Annotated in this window: 17 protein-coding genes, 1 tRNA gene and 1 pseudogene; 9 read left to right on the top strand and 10 right to left on the bottom strand. The window is 47.4% G+C overall.

Annotated features, from left to right (window positions below):
- Positions 1 to 90 precede the first annotated feature (90 nt).
- Positions 91 to 915: a Cof-type HAD-IIB family hydrolase gene (locus BIW15_RS04095; RefSeq protein ID WP_005478981.1), complete on the top strand. Its 825-nt coding sequence runs from the start codon at positions 91 to 93 to the stop codon at positions 913 to 915.
- Between the two features lie 50 nt (positions 916 to 965).
- On the opposite strand, the gene BIW15_RS04090 is transcribed toward BIW15_RS04095, so the two are convergent.
- Positions 966 to 1,436: an EVE domain-containing protein gene (locus tag BIW15_RS04090; protein WP_023623316.1), complete on the bottom strand. Its 471-nt coding sequence runs from the start codon at positions 1,434 to 1,436 to the stop codon at positions 966 to 968.
- Between the two features lie 47 nt (positions 1,437 to 1,483).
- Between BIW15_RS04090 and BIW15_RS04085 the strand changes: the two genes are divergently transcribed.
- Together BIW15_RS04085 and BIW15_RS04080 are read left to right on the top strand one after the other, a co-directional pair.
- Positions 1,484 to 3,034, top strand: coding sequence for a COG3650 family protein (locus tag BIW15_RS04085; protein WP_077280622.1), 1,551 nt, complete (start codon positions 1,484 to 1,486; stop codon positions 3,032 to 3,034).
- On the top strand, positions 3,034 to 3,648 hold the full coding sequence (locus BIW15_RS04080) for a tRNA-uridine aminocarboxypropyltransferase (protein WP_031848964.1): 615 nt from the start codon (positions 3,034 to 3,036) through the stop codon (positions 3,646 to 3,648). Before BIW15_RS04085 ends, BIW15_RS04080 begins: the two co-directional genes overlap by 1 nt.
- A 72-nt stretch (positions 3,649 to 3,720) precedes the next feature.
- Here the strand turns inward: BIW15_RS04080 and BIW15_RS04075 are convergent, their stop codons facing one another.
- From BIW15_RS04075 to BIW15_RS25045, 7 genes and pseudogenes are all read right to left on the bottom strand, one after another.
- Positions 3,721 to 6,207: an EAL domain-containing protein gene (locus tag BIW15_RS04075; protein WP_023623315.1), complete on the bottom strand. Its 2,487-nt coding sequence runs from the start codon at positions 6,205 to 6,207 to the stop codon at positions 3,721 to 3,723.
- A 139-nt stretch (positions 6,208 to 6,346) separates the two neighbouring features.
- The gene (gene yigB, locus BIW15_RS04070) at positions 6,347 to 7,063 is read right to left on the bottom strand and encodes a 5-amino-6-(5-phospho-D-ribitylamino)uracil phosphatase YigB (RefSeq protein ID WP_029847443.1); all 717 of its coding nucleotides are present in this window, start codon (positions 7,061 to 7,063) and stop codon (positions 6,347 to 6,349) included.
- A gap of 8 nt (positions 7,064 to 7,071) precedes the next feature.
- A complete protein-coding gene (gene xerC / locus BIW15_RS04065) occupies positions 7,072 to 8,004 on the bottom strand; it encodes a tyrosine recombinase XerC (protein ID WP_005459099.1) in 933 nt (310 codons plus the stop codon).
- Entirely contained in the window at positions 7,970 to 8,701 is a 732-nt protein-coding gene (locus BIW15_RS04060) for a DUF484 family protein (protein ID WP_020839837.1), read from the bottom strand. Before BIW15_RS04060 ends, xerC begins: the two co-directional genes overlap by 35 nt.
- Entirely contained in the window at positions 8,695 to 9,525 is an 831-nt protein-coding gene (gene dapF, locus BIW15_RS04055; RefSeq protein ID WP_005459097.1) for a diaminopimelate epimerase, read from the bottom strand. Before dapF ends, BIW15_RS04060 begins: the two co-directional genes overlap by 7 nt.
- A 10-nt stretch (positions 9,526 to 9,535) precedes the next feature.
- Positions 9,536 to 10,789 carry a diaminopimelate decarboxylase gene (lysA, locus tag BIW15_RS04050; RefSeq protein WP_065771460.1) on the bottom strand — a complete coding sequence of 418 codons (1,254 nt, stop codon included), beginning with the start codon at positions 10,787 to 10,789 and terminating at the stop codon, positions 9,536 to 9,538.
- 61 nt (positions 10,790 to 10,850) lie between these two features.
- Positions 10,851 to 11,062 (bottom strand): annotated as a pseudogene (locus tag BIW15_RS25045) (lipoprotein).
- Between BIW15_RS25045 and cyaY the strand changes: the two are divergent.
- Complete coding sequence (gene cyaY, locus BIW15_RS04040; protein WP_005459084.1) at positions 11,042 to 11,356, top strand: iron donor protein CyaY; 315 nt, start codon at positions 11,042 to 11,044, stop codon at positions 11,354 to 11,356. The pseudogene BIW15_RS25045 and the gene cyaY sit on opposite strands and share 21 nt — an antisense overlap.
- A gap of 68 nt (positions 11,357 to 11,424) precedes the next feature.
- Here cyaY and BIW15_RS04035 read toward each other — a convergent pair whose 3' ends face one another.
- A complete protein-coding gene (locus tag BIW15_RS04035) occupies positions 11,425 to 13,953 on the bottom strand; it encodes a class I adenylate cyclase (protein WP_005496375.1) in 2,529 nt (842 codons plus the stop codon).
- 347 nt (positions 13,954 to 14,300) lie between these two features.
- On the opposite strand from BIW15_RS04035, the gene hemC reads away from it, so the two are divergent.
- The 5 genes from hemC to BIW15_RS25445 all read left to right on the top strand — a co-directional run bounded on the left by hemC (position 14,301) and on the right by BIW15_RS25445 (position 19,053).
- Entirely contained in the window at positions 14,301 to 15,239 is a 939-nt protein-coding gene (gene hemC / locus BIW15_RS04030; protein ID WP_077280621.1) for a hydroxymethylbilane synthase, read from the top strand.
- 2 nt (positions 15,240 to 15,241) lie between these two features.
- Positions 15,242 to 15,970: a uroporphyrinogen-III synthase gene (locus BIW15_RS04025; RefSeq protein WP_077280620.1), complete on the top strand. Its 729-nt coding sequence runs from the start codon at positions 15,242 to 15,244 to the stop codon at positions 15,968 to 15,970.
- 17 nt (positions 15,971 to 15,987) lie between these two features.
- On the top strand, positions 15,988 to 17,199 hold the full coding sequence (locus BIW15_RS04020) for a uroporphyrinogen-III C-methyltransferase (RefSeq protein ID WP_077280619.1): 1,212 nt from the start codon (positions 15,988 to 15,990) through the stop codon (positions 17,197 to 17,199).
- Positions 17,199 to 18,380, top strand: a complete 1,182-nt coding sequence (locus BIW15_RS04015) for a heme biosynthesis protein HemY (RefSeq protein ID WP_077280618.1) — start codon at positions 17,199 to 17,201, stop codon at positions 18,378 to 18,380. The genes BIW15_RS04020 and BIW15_RS04015 overlap by 1 nt, the downstream gene beginning before the upstream one ends.
- Before the next feature lie 511 nt (positions 18,381 to 18,891).
- On the top strand, positions 18,892 to 19,053 hold the full coding sequence (locus tag BIW15_RS25445; protein ID WP_180710147.1) for a transposase: 162 nt from the start codon (positions 18,892 to 18,894) through the stop codon (positions 19,051 to 19,053).
- A 277-nt stretch (positions 19,054 to 19,330) separates the two neighbouring features.
- Here the strand turns inward: BIW15_RS25445 and BIW15_RS04005 are convergent.
- Positions 19,331 to 19,421, bottom strand: a tRNA-Ser gene (locus tag BIW15_RS04005).
- Positions 19,422 to 19,488 lie beyond the last annotated feature (67 nt).

The raw sequence follows: 19,488 nt of genomic DNA, 5'->3' as shown, positions 1-19,488 counted from the left end.
CGCATTCGGAGCAGTATGATCTAGTCAGTCTACTGTACTCCGTTTGCAATCAACCTGTTCCACTCTATCCAAACCGTTTACGAGGGCTTCATGAGCACATCGCTACCTTGCAAAGAGATCACTAAAATCGTTGCCTCAGATCTGGATGGCACGTTACTGGCACCAAACCATCAGCTAAGTGCTTACTCAAAAGAGACGCTAAAAGCGCTGCATGAAAAGGGTTACACCTTTGTCTTTGCAACGGGTCGCCACCACGTAGACGTTGCAAGCATTCGTCGCCAAGTGGGCATTCCGGCTTACATGATCACCTCAAACGGTGCGCGTGTTCATGACCAAAACGATCAACTGATGTACAGTGAAAACGTACCTGCGGATTTGGTTCAAGGCGTGATCGACACGATCAAACATGATCACGAAATACTTATCCACATGTATCAAAACGACAGTTGGCTGATGAACAAAGACGACGAAACACTGCGTGATTTCCATGACGAATTCACATACGTCTTATTCGATGAAGACCAAGCGCCAACCGACGGCATTGCGAAAATTTTCTTCACCCATCCAGCGCAAGATCATGAACGTTTGGTGGTGTTTGAAAACAAACTGCGTGAACAGTTTGGCGATAAATTGAATATCGCGTTCTCTACTCCTTGGTGCTTAGAAGTCATGAGTGCGGGCGTTTCGAAAGGCCACGCGCTACAAGCAGTCGCGGAAACTCTGGGTTTAACGCTCGAAAACTGCATTGCATTTGGCGACGGCATGAATGATGTAGAAATGCTATCAATGGCAGGCAAAGGCTTAGTAATGGGCACATCACACGAGAAAGTGATGAAAGCGCTGCCAAACAATGAAGTGATTGGCAGCAACGCAGACGATGCCGTGGCGCATTACCTGCAAGATCACCTGCTCTAACCCTTGGGTTAACAACAAAATCACGAAGGGCTGCAATTTGCAGCCCTTTTTTATCTCTGGCTTGGTAACTTCTCTTTGCCAAGAATCGCTTCCCACTCATCTTCGGTCACAGGCATGATCGAAAGGCGATTTCCGCGTTTCACCAGTGGCATGTTCTCAAGTTCAGGCATCGCTTTCATGACCGACAGTGGGATCACCCGCGCGGTTTTACGCACAAACTCAATATCGACCATGATCCAACGAGGGTTATCTGGGTCCGATTTTGGGTCGTAATAATCACTTTCTAGGTCGAACTGAAAATGGTCGGGATAGGCTTCTCGCACGACTTTGGCAATCCCCGCCACGCCAACATTTTTACAGGAAGAGTGGTAAATCAGGACGAAATCGCCCACCTTTACTTGGTCACGCATCATATTGCGCGCCTGATAATTACGAACTCCCTCCCAACATGAAACCTTTTGGGTTCTAAGCGTGTCAATAGAAAAGGTATCTGGTTCTGTTTTAAATAACCAATATGCCATAATGCCATCCGATGCCGATTGAGTAACAATAATGAGGAAGATATAACATGAAGGCTTTGAAAAACCCAGTGGCACTCGCCACTCTGTTGGTTCTGCAAGCATGTAGTTCGCAACCGCCACAATCTGGCGCGGAAACACCAACCTCTCCACCAGCATCATTAGATAAGCCTGAAACCATTCAACCTCAAACTTTTATGTTGCGCGGCAAAGTAATCATCGGCCATGAAAGCCAATACATCATGCCTTGCGGCAGCGACAAGCAATATTGGTTGCAACTGTCACCACAACAAATTCAACGCGCCATTAAGCTCGGCAATGAACCGTACCAAACCATGTATGGCGAAGTCATCGGTCATCTTAATCCTCCGGGCATTGATGGTTTCTCTGCGGATTTCGATGCCAACTTTGTGGTTGAGCAAGTGAACTTCCTCACCACCGAAAACCCAAATCGTTGCAGCCAACCGCAAAAGCCGACGCGTGTATTTGGCAACGAGCCGTCTTGGGCAGCCAGTTTTGAAGCCAATGCGCTTAAGTTCCAACAGATGGGTAAAACCACCGAAATGCTGTCTATTCAAAGCAGTCAACTGCAGCCGCGCCAACGCACTTATAGGCTTGATGATGGTGAACTGCGTATGACGGAAAACCTCTGTTCAGACACCATGAGCGACTCTTTATATGGCTGGAAAGCAACACTCAAACACGATGGAAACACTTACCAAGGGTGTGGCATGGCAGCGAACGTTGATGCAACGCTTAGCTGGGCAAATACCTATGTAGCCACCTCAACGCAATCACAAGGTTTTGAGGTGCAAATGACCTTAAACCCTGACCACAGCGCCACGACGAAATACAGCTACTCAAACGGTCAAGACCCATTAGTGGAACGCGGTTTCTGGCAACAGTTGAGCCCGTCGCAAGTTCAAGTTGTGATGACCCACCACCAGCAACAACGTTTGATGTCTGAGCGACTCTTTACGCGCGAAGGCAACCAACTCAAAGCCACCAAGGAAAAAGTGGGCAGCATGGTGTACCCGATCGCCGATGGTGGCTTAGTGCTTTACCCAGCAACCGTTCGTGATGCAGGCGTTCAACAACCGGCGACGAAGCGTGCAGACCAACCTATCGGCAGCGCTGACGTCCCATCCAGTGCCGATTTCGATTCCAAAGTCGATGCTGCGGTACGTAACTACTTCTTCATCCATCAAACCGACCCAAGCAATAACCAATACCGCTGGCTAACGTACGATCTCAATGGTGATGGTAATGAAGAACTGCTGGTTCAATTGGATTGGTGCGGCTCAGGCGGTTGTACGCTCTTGGTGTTCGAAAACCATGAAAAAGAATGGCGCTTCAATAGTCGAATTACACTGGTAAGAAGCCCAATAATGCTCGGCCAACAAACGTCGCACGGTTGGCGCGACCTGATTTTCGATGTTAGTGGCGGTGGCGCAACACCAGCAAAACATGTCATGCAGTACACTGGCGTAAGCTACCCTCTGAACCCGAGCATGGCACCAACAGCCACACCAGAACAAATCAGTGGTGTTCGTCTGTTCTCGGATGGTATTAGCCCAGTGCGTGAAGGGGTTCGACTGTAATGTCACAACCGTGTCCCCATTGCGGTTTTCAGTTCAACTGTATTTGCTCGCTGGTGCCTAAACTCACCAGCAAGCACGACATACTGCTATTGATGCACCCAAATGAGCTTACTCGTGACACCAATACGGGCCAGCTATTACAGCATTGCCAACTCAACGTCGAGCAAGCAATCTGGGATCGCAAACAACCACCAGCAGAGTTGCTCACTCGCTTGGCTAATCCATCACTGTACCCAGTGATTCTATTCCCAAGCGAAGAAAGCATCACACTCGAACATGTGGAAATGCAAAGCCAGCAACAAGCCAAAATGCCGCTGTACATTATTTTGGATGCCACCTGGCAAGAAGCACGCAAGATGATCAATAAGAGTCGCTGGTTAGAAGGTATCCCTACCATGGGACTTTCCGTACTCGCCGATTCTCAATATCAACTGCGACGTAATCAGCAACAAGGCAATTTGTGCACCTTTGAGGTTGCTGCCCACTTATTAGGTCAACTTGGTGAGCAGGATAACCAACAGCAAATGCATACGTTTTTTGCTCACTACCTTGTACTGTTCCAAGCCGAGAAAAGTGGCCATGCTCTCAAACCGTCACCACGCTCTCTCGAATAAACCCAATCGACGAAACAAAAAACGCAGCCAAGGCTGCGTTTTTTTATTGGCATTGTTTCACGTGAAACACGACTAAAACAGACGCGTAGGTTCACCTAAGTAGTAGCCTTGCAGATAATCGACGCCCATATCCTGCGCGATTTTGCACACCTCTCGATTGTGCACAAACTCCGCGACCGTTTCTGCATTAAACACCTGGCACAAACGCACCAACTGAGAAGCTATTTTTCGCTGCTTTAAATCCTTATCGATGTCTCGAATCAAGCTGCCATCCAGCTTTATCACTTCCGGCTCTAGCTTTAAGATCTCATCAATATTGGAGTATCCAGAACCAAAATCGTCCACGATAATGCGCGCACCCAGTTTTCTGAAATGGCTGCACACTTCTATCATACGACCGTAATCTTTAATCTGTTCAGACTCCAGCACTTCCAGCCCTATCCGCGTCGAGTCATTCAACTGGCTGATTTCATGCTCCAGCAACATCAACGTTTTGTCGCTCAACAAATCTTGCGGAGACAAGTTAATCGAGAAATCCCCTTTCTTATCTCGCATGTAATGCAGCGTCGAGCGGATCATGTGACGACTCAATCTGGTGTACAAATGCGTGTCTGAGATGATCGGTAAAAATCGCCCTGGAGCAATCACTGTTCCGTCTTCTTCTAAAATCCGCACCAGACATTCTTGGCTGGCAGGAAGATGACTGTAAGCGTGCACAATCGGTTGGCTATACGTAATAATGTTCTGCTTGAGAATCGCTCGGCTGACGCAACTCAACCACCCTAGTTGCTCTTTACGTACATCTTCACTGACTTCGATGTCTTTAGCGTTGCAAATATGCGTGTTGCTGCGAACGCCAGAACGACGCGCTTCTATGCCTTTTAATAAGAGCTCATCAGGAGAAGCCGAAGGAAAATCACGACGGCTAACCAAGCCACCACACAAGGAAATAGACAGGTAATCAATTTCGCGCAGGCCGAGCGGCTCAAAGTTAGTTTGCTCAACCGCATCAGCAAAACGAGTAAAGTGCTGTTTGATAGTCTCGCTACTTTGTTCAGCCTTAAACACAAAAGCCCACTCACCTACACCAATGCTGTACAGTTGCAGCGCCGCTGGCATGCCTAAGCGCTTTCTCAATCGATTGGTAAAATGCATCGACAGATCTTTGAGCAGCTGGTCTCCGACTCGATACCCGTACTTTTCGTTGATGTGGCTGAAATTGAGCAGCTTAAGCGTTAACAAATGCTCGTCACAATCGATGTGACTTAAGCGCTCTTGCAGCGCCACGCGATTTTGCAGCCCCGTGCGACTGTCACGACGGTAGCTTTCTTGTAACTTGCGAGTTTGACGATCAAGTTGATAACCCATGTGAGCGTTCATATGATTCAAATCGCCAATCGCATTGCGTATTAAGCTAAACAGCGGTGAAATCGAAGCGCTCACTTGCGGTTTAGGCAAATTCAGCGATTGCACCTCATCGCCTTCGCGCATCGCAAGGTACGTCAAACTGTGGTGAAGAATTTCTGGCTGGCCAATGTCACCATGTATTTCACCCATGCAGTAGCTGCCAAAGGTCGCGGCAATATCCATAAACGCCTGCACTTCATCGCTGCTATCAATAAAATCCAACCGCGAGGCACAGTTGTAAATCATCACTACTTCAGGCTGATGCATGGCAAGTTCCACCACCCCATGACGCACTTGTTCTAACGTCAGAGAAGGATGGTTATAACAAAACTGAACCTCATCACCGAGGCACCACGGCCTATCGAAACTCATGCTTCCATCGGCGTGAAGTTCTGTGACGGTACAAACTTCCTTGCGCCCCAACGTCTCTCGATACAACGGGAAACTGAGTAATTGGTTAATCGTCACGTCGTGCCCGTCGGCAAGATAATGCTTATAAACATCGAGGGCTTTACGCTCTCCTAAGCAATACAAGCGCGTGCCTTTCGCATGCGTCACTTTGTGCGGCATGCCGATTGGGTTCCACTCGGAATACGCGTCTGTCCAAGTTTTCAAAGTATCACTGTGCAAAGCCACTGCCACTACGGCGTTGTCGTATGTCTGGTTTTGATAGAGCACCCAACAACCGTCTTCTATGGTCTGCGCTAATCCACCAGACACTCGCACGTTTTCGGTCGCAAAAGTTTGATACAAAGGATAATCACGACGTTCGATTTGCACGGCAAAACTGATGATGACTTGAGAGTTGCTTTGTAACTGCAGCGAACGTTTGAGCTCGCCACCGTCTATATCGGGAGAGAAAGAATACGCTTGGACGGCAGACGTTAGCGTGGTTTGGTCAAACTCAATCAGGTTGATGAGGCAGCCAGAGGTAAAAATGTCGCCATCCAAAATTACATTGCGAGTACTGTGACCGATGACATGAGCATTGGGCAACATCGACAAAACCGCTTTGGCGAGTGCAGCCGCACATTCTCGCGATTGCGTAGACAAAATTTGCACCAAATACTGTTTATCTGGGTGCAACTGAGAAGTGACTAAAAAGTCATTAAGCTGACTTACATCGTGGACCCGTTTGGAAAAAGCTCGCATGTACCCTACTACTGCCGTAACACTATTTTCACCACGATGAGTGGCGTCGTTATTTTTACTTTAGGCTTAGTAATTTACGTTTCTTTTTGATGCTTTTCTAGGCACAAAATGACTTTAGAATGGATTAATGCGAAAGCAATTAAAAAAGTGTGAGTAACGGCTGCAAACTATTGATTTCAATGTCAGGTAACGTACGTGTTCTTGAATGATTAATGACATTTTTATTCATATCATTAAACCAACATGCGGCAAAACCCGCTAACTTTGCACCATGTACATCCGTCGTGAGGTGGTCACCAACATGCAGAATGTTTTCGGCAGGTAAATCGAGAAACTGCTGCGCTTTGACAAACAAATCGGCAGCAGGCTTGGCGAGACCGTCAGGGCCCGCTTTTAATACGCATTGGAAGTATGGCGTCAAACCGATTTTATCTAAGTCGACATTACCATTGGTGATCGCCACCAGAGGAATGCGTTCTCCCAACTCCGCCAATACATCGAGACTTTGCTGCGGCACGTCAAACTGACTGCGCCATTCCAACGCCAGTTGCACGCCCTCTTCCGCTGCGACTTGAGCTTGCGCTTCATCATAGCCAACGGATAGAAAAGCATGCTTTAGCTGCACTAGGCGCCAAAGCGTCACATCGCTTTTGAGATCTGGACGTTGCTGGAGCACATGTTTTTTTACCTGCAACCAGTCGGCCTTTTCCATGTGCGCCACTGCAGGATGCGTTTGTTGCAACCAGGTCAGTAACTCGCGCTCCATACGAACAATCACTGGATGGTTGTCATACAGCGTGTCATCCAGATCGAATGTCATGGCCTTAATCGGCTCGATACGGCGGTAAAATTTCATGCTTTGGCTCACTCCCCGTTCTTTTTGCGGGCGCGTGGGTGGGCTTGGTCATACGCTTGCGCTAGATGCTGGAAATCCAAGTGTGTGTAGATTTGGGTCGTCGATATGTTCTCGTGACCTAAAAGCTCTTGCACCGCACGTAAGTTGTTGCTCGACTCCAGCATGTGCGTAGCAAATGAGTGGCGCAACTTATGTGGGCTAATGTGACTGGCTACAGACTGTTTTTGTCCCCACTCGGCCATGCGTTTTTGCACGCTACGGTGCGAAATACGGGTTCCGAGTTTAGACACAAACAATGCAGGTTCACCTGGCGCTGCTAAGTCACCACGAACGCGTAGCCACTTACCAACCCATTCCGTTGCCATCCCCGAAAAAGGCACTTTACGTTCTTTGTCACCTTTACCGATAACACGAAGCTCGCCACTGCGCAGCTGCACATCTCGCACATCCACACTGACCAACTCGGCTAAACGCAGGCCGGCACCGTACATCAGCTCCATCATTGCGCGATCGCGGATCGCCAACGGGTCATCTTCATTCACTTCGAGCAGTTGATTCACTTCATCCACATCGAGGTTTTTTGGCAGCGGGCGCTTTTTACGAGGTGCAGACACCCCTTTGGCAGGGTTGGCTGACATCTCACCACGCAAAATCAAGAAATCGAAAAAGCTACGCAGCGAAGACAAGCGCGTAGCTAAGCTGCTGGCCTTCATGCCTTCTCGCATGCCTTTACCCGCAAGTTGTCGAACCCAGCCAGCATCAACTTGAGACCAATCTTTCAGTCCCATTTCGGCAAGATGCTGCGCCATGGTTTCCAACTGTTGCTTGTAATTGCGTTGAGTGTGCAAGCTGAGCCCCTTTTCGCTTCGCAAGAATTCGTAGAAGCGTTCAAGAGGCTTTTGAAGACTATTTGGCAGAGGAGTGTTGGGAGTTGTCGTCATCGTAACTTTGCCATACCAATGTTTGAGCAAGATGTGCCACTACTAAGGATAGGTGACGCAAAAACAAGGTATCCATATCTGGTTGGAAATGACCGCCATCTTCGCTAGAAAACGCAAGCACGCCAAGCGTCTGCTTCTTCACTAGCGGCAGTACCACATAGGAACCCATTTCTGGCACATCCATATTGCCAAACAACGCTTCACGATCCACTTTACGCAAACGGCCCAAATAAGCCTCTTTGCCATTTAGGTGGTTGGTCGCAAAACGCTGGTAATGTTCTTTGCTAAGTTGCGTCGATGCATCGCATTGGCTAAACAAGCGAACATACGCACGCAGTCCGAGATCTTTGGCTTTTAGCTCTATCGCGCTAATAACTTGCTTGAAGTCACCGCACTTTAGAATCGAGCCCTGCAAATCCATGAACTCGTAGAAGGTACGATCGTTGTTTGCCGCAAGCGACATTAACGTGGTGATCTCTTCTTCAAGCTCTTCAATACGCTGACGCTGGCGATTCATTTGAATATGCACCAACGAAACCGTACCTAAATCCGAATGTGGAAAAGACAGACGATCCACCAGCTCAGGGCGCTCAACAAAAAAATCAGGGTGATCTTTTAGGTATTCAGCCACCACTTCTGCAGTTAATGCGTCAGCTTCAACTTGAGACAAACCGTTTCCTTTTTCTTTGACTAGCACGACAGTTGACCATCAAATACGTGCGTGGCTGGGCCGGTCATAAAGAGTGGTTTACCTGGGCCTTGCCAAGAAATATGCAGCTCACCACCAGGTAGCGATACTTTCACACTCTCATCCAAAAGTCCTTGCAAAATACCCACAGCCACCGCGCCACATGCGCCGCTACCACAAGCTTGTGTTTCACCTGCGCCGCGCTCGTAAACTCGAAGACGAATGTGGTCACGACTCACCACTTGCATAAAGCCAGCGTTCACACGTTCAGGGAAGCGTTCGTGTGATTCAAGCAGCGGACCTAGAGTGTCCACATCTGCGGTATCCACGTCATCCACTACTGTCACCACATGCGGGTTACCCATGCTGACGGCACCACAAAACAGCGTCTTGTCACCCGCGCGCATGATGTAGGTTTTTTCTTTCTGCTTCGCTTTGAACGGAATTTTGTTCGGTTCAAACTCTGGCACACCCATGTTGACCGTCACTTCACCGTCGTCTTCCACATCAAGAATCATCTTACCTTTCTTGGTGCTCACGCTGATGCTGTATTTATTGGTCAACCCTTTCAAACGAACAAAACGCGCGAAACAGCGCGCGCCGTTGCCGCATTGCTCCACTTCACTGCCATCGGCATTAAAAATGCGATAGTGGAAGTCGGTTTCAGGATCATAAGGTGCTTCTACCACAAGCAATTGGTCAAAACCGACGCCAGTGTGACGATCCGCCAAACGACGGATCAAGTCTTGCGAGAAAAACACGTTCTGGGTAATGCAGTCGACGACCATGAAGTCGTTGCCCAAACCGTGCATTTTGGAAAAGTGGAAATGCATTTGTTGTGTGTTACTCCGGTAGAATCTGTTCCAGCTGCCACAAACTGGTCAGCTCTTCACGCTGGCGAACAAGGTGGCTTTGATTACCATCCACCATTACTTCTGCCGCTCGGGTACGAGTATTGTAGTTCGAAGACATCACAAAACCATAGGCACCTGCTGAACGAACCGCGAGTAGATCACCTTCTTGCAAAACGAGCGCGCGATCTTTACCCAAGAAGTCACCAGTTTCACAAATCGGGCCAACCAAATCGTAAGTTTGTGGCTCACCATTACGAGGGGAAACAGGCACAATATCTTGCCAAGCTTGGTACAGTGCTGGACGCATCAAGTCATTCATCGCCGCATCAATGATGGCAAAGTTTTTATGCTCAGTGTGTTTGAGGAATTCCACACGGGTGAGCAAAATACCGGCGTTTGCTGCAATCGCACGGCCTGGTTCAAAAATCAGTTCTAGGTCTTGATGATTTTCAAGACGCCCCAACAACGCTTTCGCGTAATCAGAAGGCTGAGGCGGTAATTCATCACGATATACCACGCCTAAACCACCACCAACGTCGAGGTGACGAATGTTGATGCCTTGTGCTTTCAGGTCATCAATCAAAGCCAGCAAACGGTCGGTTGCATCAATAAATGGGTCAATGCTCGTTAACTGAGAACCAATATGGCAGTCGATACCTTGCACATTCAGATTAGGTAGGCTCTGGGCAAATTGATACACTTCTGGCGCGCGGTCAAACGCAATGCCAAATTTGTTGTCACGAAGACCAGTCGAAATATAAGGGTGAGTTTTCGCGTCAACATCTGGGTTAATACGTAGCGAAATAGGCGCAATCACACCAAGCTCACCCGCAACTTTATTCAAGCGTTCGAGTTCCGGCTCTGATTCGACGTTGAAGCACTTGATGCCAAGCTCTAGTGCGCGCTTCATTTCTGCTGGCGTTTTACCCACCCCAGAAAACACGACTTTCTTCGCATCACCGCCTGCAGCAATCACACGCTCTAGTTCACCACCAGATACGATATCAAAACCCGAACCCAAACGAGCCAGCGCGTTCAGTACGCCCAAGTTTGAGTTGGCTTTTACTGCGTAGCACACAAGATGAGGATGTTGACCCACAGCACTATCAAACGCCTTCCAGTGGCGCTCTAGCGTGGCTCGAGAATATACGTAAAGAGGAGTGCCATATTGCTCGGCAAGAGCTTGAAGTGAGACGTCTTCGGCCCAAAGTTGGCCATCATCCTGATAGTTGAAGTAATCCAAAATTCGCTTCCCTTATTTAATTCGACTGCTGAACCCTAATTTCACCCTAAGGTGCGGTTATTTATTGTGATTGCTCGTTTTGTTGTGCGTCATCTGGGATGTAAAGCGAGCCAGATTGGCCACACCCTGCCAGCATCGCGGCAGCCATCACAAACAACACAGTTACTAATTTTTTCATTTGGCATATCGTGATTATTGAATCAATGCCCCCTATAATCGCACCACACTCAGGAAAAGCAATAGGATAGACGGATGAACGATACTGAATTTCATCAACTGGTGGATGCGCAGATGCAAATCATCGAAGAATCCATCGATGATTCAGGCGCAGACATTGATTACGAGGTGTCTGGCAACGTAATGACATTAGAGTTTGAAGACCGCAGCCAGATCATCATCAACCGCCAAGAGCCAATGCATGAGATTTGGTTGGCCTCAAAATCGGGTGGTTTCCACTTCAAGTTAGTAGAAGACAAATGGACCTGCTCAAAAACGGGCATGGAGCTGTTTGAAATGGTGAAGCAAGAGTGTGAAAAACACGCTGGCGAAGAGATTGATTGGGCGTAAATCCTCTCGATGAACACCAAAACCAAAAGAGCACCGAGGTGCTCTTTTTGTTTATGGATATGGTTACGTTACGCGTTTACCGCTTTAGTAGGACGATGCGGTGAGCACCCATCATTGCGATAAGGAATGATGTAAGCGTTACCCTCTTCAGGGTGAATGATCTGATAGTACTGCGGTAAATTGAAGTTAATAAACTTAGACGCCACACGGCTGTCGTCTTTAACCGAAGTGTAGAAGCTGTTGACCGAAGCGATCATCTCATCTTTTGAGCCACTGAACTGGTGATACACTTCCACTTGGTTCGACTCATCCAATACATAAATGTTGAAACCGTCTTCGTTATCTTCAAAGAAGAACTGCACCAAACCTTCACTGGCAAAACCATCCACCGCTTCTGGTAATTGGTATTCTTGCTCACGGTCGAGCATTAACAGCGGCGAGCCTTTTAGCTTATTGGTAGAAATGCTGCGGTAGAAATCGATGGAGTTTTCTAACTTCTGCACCGACACACCACGGCGTTCAAAGAACAATCCGTAGGTTTGGTTACCAAGACGCATCGCTTTAAAACGGCGGCGTTTTTCTTGCTCCACTGGCTTCAAACGCAAGTCGATGCATTCCGCAAGAAGCTGATACACCATATTACGCATCACTCCACGCATGTTTTTCGCGTAGCAGAACACGTCGACCGATTCTGGTGGCAACGCATCTTGGTGCATTTTGCCCAAAATGGTTTTTAGCGCATCCAACATCGCCGTTTCGCCTTTGAAATGCAGTGTACGCACTTCATGCCAGGAGTTGCGGTAAACCAAATCGACACTGCCGACTAAGTTTTTATGTTCCGGACCAAAACTGAAGATATCAGTATTTTTCACATCCACCTTCAGTGAACGCCCCGACAGCTCTGACGTAGGGTCATTTTCGAAGTTGATGAACATCGCCAACTGGCTGATTTCACACGGGCTCGCTAACGCTTGCATCGTCGGACGACGTTTACGCAGTGCAAAGGTATTTCGTAAGTCACTCACCATTTGGTAGAACTTATCAATATCTAGCTGTGCTTCACGCACCACGGCATGCAAACGCGTGGATTCGGTGATGAGGCCATTAAAGAAAGCCCACGAGACCAGTTTGCTCAAGTACTCATGATGCTCAAGACATGGCTGACCAAGAATGCGATGTGCGATCAATGGTTGCTTGTAGAGATACCAACCCGACTTGTTCACCCCGCCTTCTTTAACTTCGATGAAGCTCAAATCTGGTTCATGTAAATCAGGGGAAATTTGTGGGTTCAGCAACGTCACTTTGCCCGGCAACACTTCAAACGCAGCGTACAACTTACGCGCAAGAATGCTGATGTCTTGCGGGCTGATCGCGGATGTGATGTCGTTGCGACGCGCAAACTGAATCAAGTTACGGTAGCTCTGCATCAATGCATCAAGCAACGCATGATGCACGACTTTCACCTGTTCAACTTTCCAGTTGCGGCGATCATCGAGCTCGGCAACCACGCTGTCATCCCAATTCCATTTCGCAATCATGTCGCTCAACGCTTCACGACGCCAAGCCACCGAACCGACATCGGGTTCACGCGACAGCTTTTCATGAGTTTTGAGATAAAAACAACGACGCACCAAATCCAAACGTGTATCGTCTTGGATTCGTTCTAAATAGCGCGTAACTTTTTCCAACATTAAGTAGTATGCGTCCATGCCATAGAGATCTGGCTCATGGGCAAAGAATCGACGCTTGGTATCAATACTTAACAGTTGTGTGTGCGGGTATTCCCACGAGTAAGCTTCCAGCAGAATGGCTTTTAATACCGACTTGTATGGCGAATCGATACTTTTGTACAGTTGCCATAAGTTCGAGCCAAAGTATTCTTCGGCAGGAATGCGGTTCAACTTACCAAAATCGATCCACTCGCTACAGTCGATGTAGCCATCGCTGCACAATTGAGAAACGTACTCGTCGTAACACTCTTCCATTTCTGGTGGCACAATTTGCCATAACAGGCGCTGGCCAGCGATACGCACCGCACTGCGATAGAACTCATCAAGCAAAAGCAAATGCTGTGAGGAACCGCAGTTGTCACCCGTCATCTCTTCAGAATGGTTACTTCTAAAACGCTCTTCATCCATCAAGAAGAAGTTCGCTTCCACCCCTTGGCTTTGCGCCCAATCGGTGATCAGCAAACATTTGTTGGTGAGCAGTTCACGTTCGTCGCAATCCATCTCTGGCGAAATACATACCCAAATGTCTAAATCGCTGGAAGTGCTTTGACCAATCGATGACGTACTACCCATGGTATATAAGCCCAAGATCGCTGGCTTTTCTGCCGTCTTGAGTGGCTGACCAATGGCGAGTTGTATATCGTCGATGAACTGCTGTTGGATAGGATTGAGTTCAAGCCCGTGTACGCCGTACGGAACGTCAGCGTCGTAGTAACCCGGAATGACTGGGTGATTGTAGTTCAGTAAGGCAGGAATCAAGTGGAAAACTTGCTGGCTTTGCGAATCCATAAGCGCCAGCGCGCGATCGATACGCTGCTGGTTCAAATTGTCTAATCGCTGAATGATGGTATAGGTGTAAGCCTGCAAGGGTAATTCCTTGGTTGAACAATCACGGACATCTGCTGATGTTTTAAACCAAAACGGCCTAAAAACGTGATCAATTTAACACTTTCATTGGAGTTGGTAAAGTTTTCCACCCGTAATTCGCACCGGACGTAAAACCATACTTTAGTCACAAAAATGAAGACGCGGTAGTGTCGCTTGTAATCGCCTCTAACTAATAATAGTCCTTAGTCTAATTGAGAATCCAGTCACACTATTTTCACAACCTTATGTAAATCCTTCCTTAGCCCCACGAGATAACTAACTAACAGTAAGCATTTCTTTATGAGAATGGTAGGATAAAGCCAAATCCAAACAGCATTGAGAAGATCATGACCCAATCCACACCAATTCGCATTGCAACTCGAAAAAGCCCACTTGCACTATGGCAAGCTCATTTTGTTAAAGACGCTCTTCAAGCCGCTCATCCTGGCTTGGAAGTCGAGTTGGTAACCATGGTGACCAAAGGTGACGTGATTTTGGATACACCGCTGGCTAAAGTTGGTGGCAAAGGCTTGTTCGTTAAAGAACTTGAAGTTGCCATGCTTGAAGGCCGTGCAGATCTAGCCGTGCACTCAATGAAAGACGTACCTGTCGACTTCCCAGAAGGCCTTGGCCTCGTGACCATTTGCGAGCGCGAAGACCCTCGCGACGCCTTCGTTTCTAATACCTATAACAGCATTGATGAACTCCCTCAAGGTGCGGTCGTCGGTACTTGCAGTTTGCGTCGCCAATGCCAACTGAAAGAATACCGCCCAGACATCATTATCAAAGAACTGCGTGGCAACGTGGGGACTCGACTTGGCAAACTGGATGCGGGTGAGTACGACGCTATCATTCTTGCAGCCGCAGGTCTAAAGCGCTTGAAATTGGAAGACCGAATTCGCAGCTTTATCGAACCAGAACAATCACTGCCAGCGGTTGGCCAAGGCGCAGTCGGTATTGAATGCCGCGTAGACGACGAACGCTTACTCAAACTTCTGGAGCCACTCAACCATAAAGACACCGCCGATCGCGTGTTGTGCGAACGTGCCATGAACCTAACTCTTGAAGGTGGCTGTCAGGTGCCAATCGGTAGCTACGCGCTACTTGAAGGTGATGAAATTTGGCTTCGCGCGCTAGTCGGTGAACCAGATGGCAGCGAAATTGTGCGTGGCGAAGTGCGTGGTCACCGTAAAGATGGAGAAGCGCTCGGTATCCGGTTGGCTAACGAGCTACTTGATAGCGGTGCCCGCGACATTCTAACCAAGCTGTACGCAGACCACGATTAATCATGGCAGTGTTGGTCACTCGGCCGGGAGAGCAAGGCAGCGCGCTTTGCTCTCTGCTCGAAAGGCACGGCATTTCCGCACACCACCATCCGCTGATCGACATTGTTGCCGATCTCACGGACACGCACCTCACGACTCATCTCCATCAAGCTCAAATAGTTATCGCCGTTAGCCGACACGCCGTGCAAGGTGCCCAGCAAATCCTAACCAGCAATGGCGCATCATGGCCGAAACAAGCGGTATACCTTGCCGTTGGTCAAAAAACAGCACACTATTTAAGCAAATGCACCCAACAGAAAGTACACTATCCCGAAGTCAGTGATAGTGAACACTTATTGCGACTTCCAGCGTTACAGAATGTAGAACAGCAGCAGGTTCTTATCCTTCGTGGTAACGGAGGACGAGAGCTGATCAAAGATGCATTGGTGAGACGCGGAGCAAAAGTTCACTATAGTGAGACTTACAAGAGAGAATTCATCCCATTCGATCCAGTAAGCTGTGTCTCACTATGGAAAACCCTACAAATTGACCAGATCGTCGTCACCAGTGGTGAACAACTGGATTATTTGTGCAGCCAATTGACGTCAGAGCAATTGACTTGGCTTAATAAACAAGAGTTGTATATCCCCAGCCAGCGCATCGCTGACATTGCAATTCAAAGGGGGTTCACTCAGGTGAGGTGCACAGGAAGCGCATCCAACCAAGAATTACTGGCTGCTCTCCAGCCCTAGCTACACAGGATATAGGCATGACAAGTAAAAATAACGACCAAAAAAATAACGATAAAAACCTTTCCGAAGAAACCTCATCGGCACCGCTAGCAGAAAAAGACGCACCGAAAAAGGATGCTGAATCTAAAAAGGAAGCCTCTAAACCGGTTGAGCCAGCAAAACCAGCAGAACCAACAAAGGTTGAATTTGAAGAGAAGCAAGGCAAACGTGGTGTCAAACTCGGCACCGTAGCGATCATTCTTTCAATCATCTTCGGTGGCGGTCTCGCTTATAAACTTCATGAGCAACAAGCCGATTACCAAACTCAAATCGCTCAGCTACAAAACCAACTAGAAAAAGCGCAAGCTTCGATGAAGCAAGAGCTAAACCAAGTTAAAGAAGAAACCATCGAGAAAGCGACCACAGTAACGCACAAAGCAGAAGTGGTACTTGGTCAACAACAAAAGAGCATTGAAAGTATACAACTCGCCGTCGCAGATGTGAAAGGCCGACGTCCAAACGACTGGCTATTGGCAGAGGCGGATTACCTTGTGAAGTTGGCTGGTCGTAAACTGTTCTTAGAGCATGACGTAGAAAGCGCAACTCAACTAATGGAAAGCGCAGACCAACGTATTGCCGCGCTAAACGATCCAAGCTTAGTTAAACTGCGTAAAGCGATGGCAAACGACATCACCAAACTGCGCACTGTCCCATTGATTGACCGTGACGGTCTTGTTCTGCGTTTAACCGCTCTACAGCAGCAAGTAGATAAGTTGCCTCTAGCAAATGCACTACTGCCGGAAGCCCAAGTCGTTGCTCAACATGAAGTATCAGAAGACATTTCAAACTGGCAAGATAATTTAATGACCTCTCTGAAAGACTTCTCTGAGAACTTTATTACTTTCCGTACTCGCGATGGCAACGTCATCCCATTATTGTCTCCAGAGCAGCATTTCTATTTAAAAGAAAACATCAAGGCCAAACTTGAAACAGCAATCAAAGCGGTTTACCAAGAACAAGGCGAAATCTACACCACTTCGTTAACGACAGCTGACAAGTGGGCGATGGCTTTCTTCAATCAAGACGACAATGCGGTGAAAGAATTCAACAAAGCACTCAACCAATTAAGCCAACAAAATATTCAAGTTGAGTACCCTGCAAAACTGGAAAGCCAATCTCAGCTATCGGATGTGATTCGTGAGCGACTACGTCGTGAAGTCACAACAATGACAGGTACGGGGGATAAATAATGATTCGCCTTATTTTCCTATTTGTCGTTCTAGGTGCAGGTCTATTTGTCGGTACTCAGTTTTCTGGTCAACAAGGATATGTACTGATCTCAATAGCAAACAAGACCATCGAGATGAGCGTAACCACTTTGGTGATCTTCGTTATCGCTGCGCTAGCTGGTCTTTTCCTCCTTGAATACCTGATTAAAAAGTTGGTTTACGCAAGCTCAAGCACTTGGAACTACTTCAGCGTACGTAAAATGCGTCGTTCTCGTCGCTACACCAATGAAGGCATTATCAAGCTCCTTGAAGGTGATTGGAAAGGTGCAGAGAAGAAAGTCACTCGTTGGGCAAATCACCACGATATGCCACTACTGTGCTATCTCGTTGCTTCTGAAGCTGCTCAAGGTCAAGGTGATAAAGCAAAACGCGATCATTATCTTGCATTAGCTAGCCAACAAGAGAATGCTCATCTCGCTGTCGAACTGACTCGAGCCAAGCAATTTATTCGTGATAATGAGTTCGAAGCCGCTTTCGATACCCTGCAATCGCTAAAAGGCCAATACCCAAATAACTCGATTGTCTTGAACTTACTCAAAACAACTTACATGCAGCTTAAATTGTGGCAGCCACTGATTGACCTAATGCCACAACTGGCGAAAGCAAAGCTAGTAACGGAAGAAGAGCAAGCAGAACTGATTCAGAAAGCACAATGTGGTTTACTGCATGAAGTTGCGCAACAACAAGGTAGCGAAGGGCTAATTTCTCATTGGAACAGTCTGGCTCGTAAAGTGAAGCAAGACACGCATCTTATTGCTTGTTTTGCACGTGAGCTTATCGCTCGTAAAGCCGATACCGAAGCCTTTACCGTACTAAAAGAAGCACTGAAAAAGCAGCCTGAACCAGAACTTTACCAACTACTGCCAGACTTAAACCTACCAGATATCCATCCTGTAGTAGTCTTCCTAGAAGGCGTAGTAAAGAAAGGAGCTGACAACGCAGCGGCACACAGCGCTCTAGCACACTTCTACTTCCGTCAAGAGAAATGGCAACAAGCTCAGGAGCACTTTGAAATAGCTCTAAAACTTCGCTCAGACGTATCTGACTATGCTTTCCTAGCAGACACACTAGAGAAGCAAAATCTAACCAAAGCAGCTCATGAAGTCTCTCGTAAAGCTCTGATGCTGGTTCAGCACGACTAACCAGTAACAACATTATCAAGCCGACAGTTTACTGTCGGCTTTTTATTGCCTGCCATTTATCCATAACCATCAACACGTATTACATTAACTACAAACCCAGCCCCTCTCTCTTAAACCACTCGCTACAGTTTGACCCTTATCGTTTTTTTGGCTTTTCTCCACCCACACCAATGAGCACCACTCAACAGACAAGCAATACCAATCTAAGTAAAAACATGATCCAATTGAGGCTGTCCAACAACAGAACTGATTCGCTATGGACAGCCTCAATAATATCGACTTTAAAAAACTCGCAAGTCAGCAAAAATCCATTCAGATGAAAATGAGGCCACTGACCCTTACTCATTTCAAAGATGGACACTCACGTACACAAATCGCCAAGTTTCTCAAGGTAAGCCGAACCAGTGTCAATAAGTAGGTTCAAACCTTTCTTGAAGAAGAGCTGGAAGGACGACAAGAAAAGCCAAGAACAGGAAGACCACCATTCTTAATTTCCGAGCAAAGAGAGCTGTTGAGCCAATACATAAAAGATAAAGCCAATGACTTTAAAAATGTCAGTGTCATCAAACTTCCGCCCTATTCTCCAGAGCTAAACTCTATAGAACAAGTCTGGAGTTGGTTGAGGCAACCAATCTTTTACGGATTACGACGACATCATCTCCAAAGTCTGTGATGCATGAAATCGGTTTTTGGATTGCTCCAAAAGAGTCACCAAAATGTCTTCGAGAAGATGGATAGACCTGACCAGTTAGTTTTCCAGATTGGGACAACCCCCTCTCATTTCCAGCTTGCGCTGAAATAAAAAAAGCCTCGCTATTTCTAGCGAGGCTTCTTAATTGTACAGAGAGTCTGGGTCGCGACCGACTTGGGATTTAATACAAATTCCATCTAATTTTCAAACGTCGAAAATGACGAAAGCCTGCAAATTACTTTGCAGGCTTTCTGTATAGTGGCGGAGAGATAGGGATTTGAACCCTAGATACGCTATTAACGTATGCCGGTTTTCAAGACCGGTGCTTTCAACCACTCAGCCATCTCTCCACAAATTGTCATCATCAGATTAGCACACTGAAGATGTTGTTACACGTAGTACGGGTAACGATATTTA

Origin of the sequence: Vibrio sp. SALL6, from assembly GCF_002002385.1 — a bacterium.
GTDB lineage: Bacteria > Pseudomonadota > Gammaproteobacteria > Enterobacterales > Vibrionaceae > Vibrio > Vibrio parahaemolyticus.
This window is presented reverse-complemented; position numbering and strand designations above follow the sequence as displayed.

What these genes read in the sequence shown, in the direction of transcription:
- yigB (WP_029847443.1), bottom strand. Translation starts at nt 7,063, where the DNA reads ATGAAATTTTACCGCCGTATCGAGCCGATTAAGGCCATGACATTCGAT.
- dapF (WP_005459097.1), bottom strand. Translation starts at nt 9,525, where the DNA reads ATGCATTTCCACTTTTCCAAAATGCACGGTTTGGGCAACGACTTCATG.
- BIW15_RS04015 (WP_077280618.1), top strand. Translation starts at nt 17,199, where the DNA reads ATGATTCGCCTTATTTTCCTATTTGTCGTTCTAGGTGCAGGTCTATTT.
- BIW15_RS04025 (WP_077280620.1), top strand. Translation starts at nt 15,242, where the DNA reads ATGGCAGTGTTGGTCACTCGGCCGGGAGAGCAAGGCAGCGCGCTTTGC.
- BIW15_RS04080 (WP_031848964.1), top strand. Translation starts at nt 3,034, where the DNA reads ATGTCACAACCGTGTCCCCATTGCGGTTTTCAGTTCAACTGTATTTGC.
- BIW15_RS04085 (WP_077280622.1), top strand. Translation starts at nt 1,484, where the DNA reads ATGAAGGCTTTGAAAAACCCAGTGGCACTCGCCACTCTGTTGGTTCTG.
- BIW15_RS04020 (WP_077280619.1), top strand. Translation starts at nt 15,988, where the DNA reads ATGACAAGTAAAAATAACGACCAAAAAAATAACGATAAAAACCTTTCC.
- hemC (WP_077280621.1), top strand. Translation starts at nt 14,301, where the DNA reads ATGACCCAATCCACACCAATTCGCATTGCAACTCGAAAAAGCCCACTT.
- BIW15_RS04075 (WP_023623315.1), bottom strand. Translation starts at nt 6,207, where the DNA reads ATGCGAGCTTTTTCCAAACGGGTCCACGATGTAAGTCAGCTTAATGAC.
- cyaY (WP_005459084.1), top strand. Translation starts at nt 11,042, where the DNA reads ATGAACGATACTGAATTTCATCAACTGGTGGATGCGCAGATGCAAATC.
- xerC (WP_005459099.1), bottom strand. Translation starts at nt 8,004, where the DNA reads ATGACGACAACTCCCAACACTCCTCTGCCAAATAGTCTTCAAAAGCCT.
- BIW15_RS04095 (WP_005478981.1), top strand. Translation starts at nt 91, where the DNA reads ATGAGCACATCGCTACCTTGCAAAGAGATCACTAAAATCGTTGCCTCA.
- BIW15_RS04090 (WP_023623316.1), bottom strand. Translation starts at nt 1,436, where the DNA reads ATGGCATATTGGTTATTTAAAACAGAACCAGATACCTTTTCTATTGAC.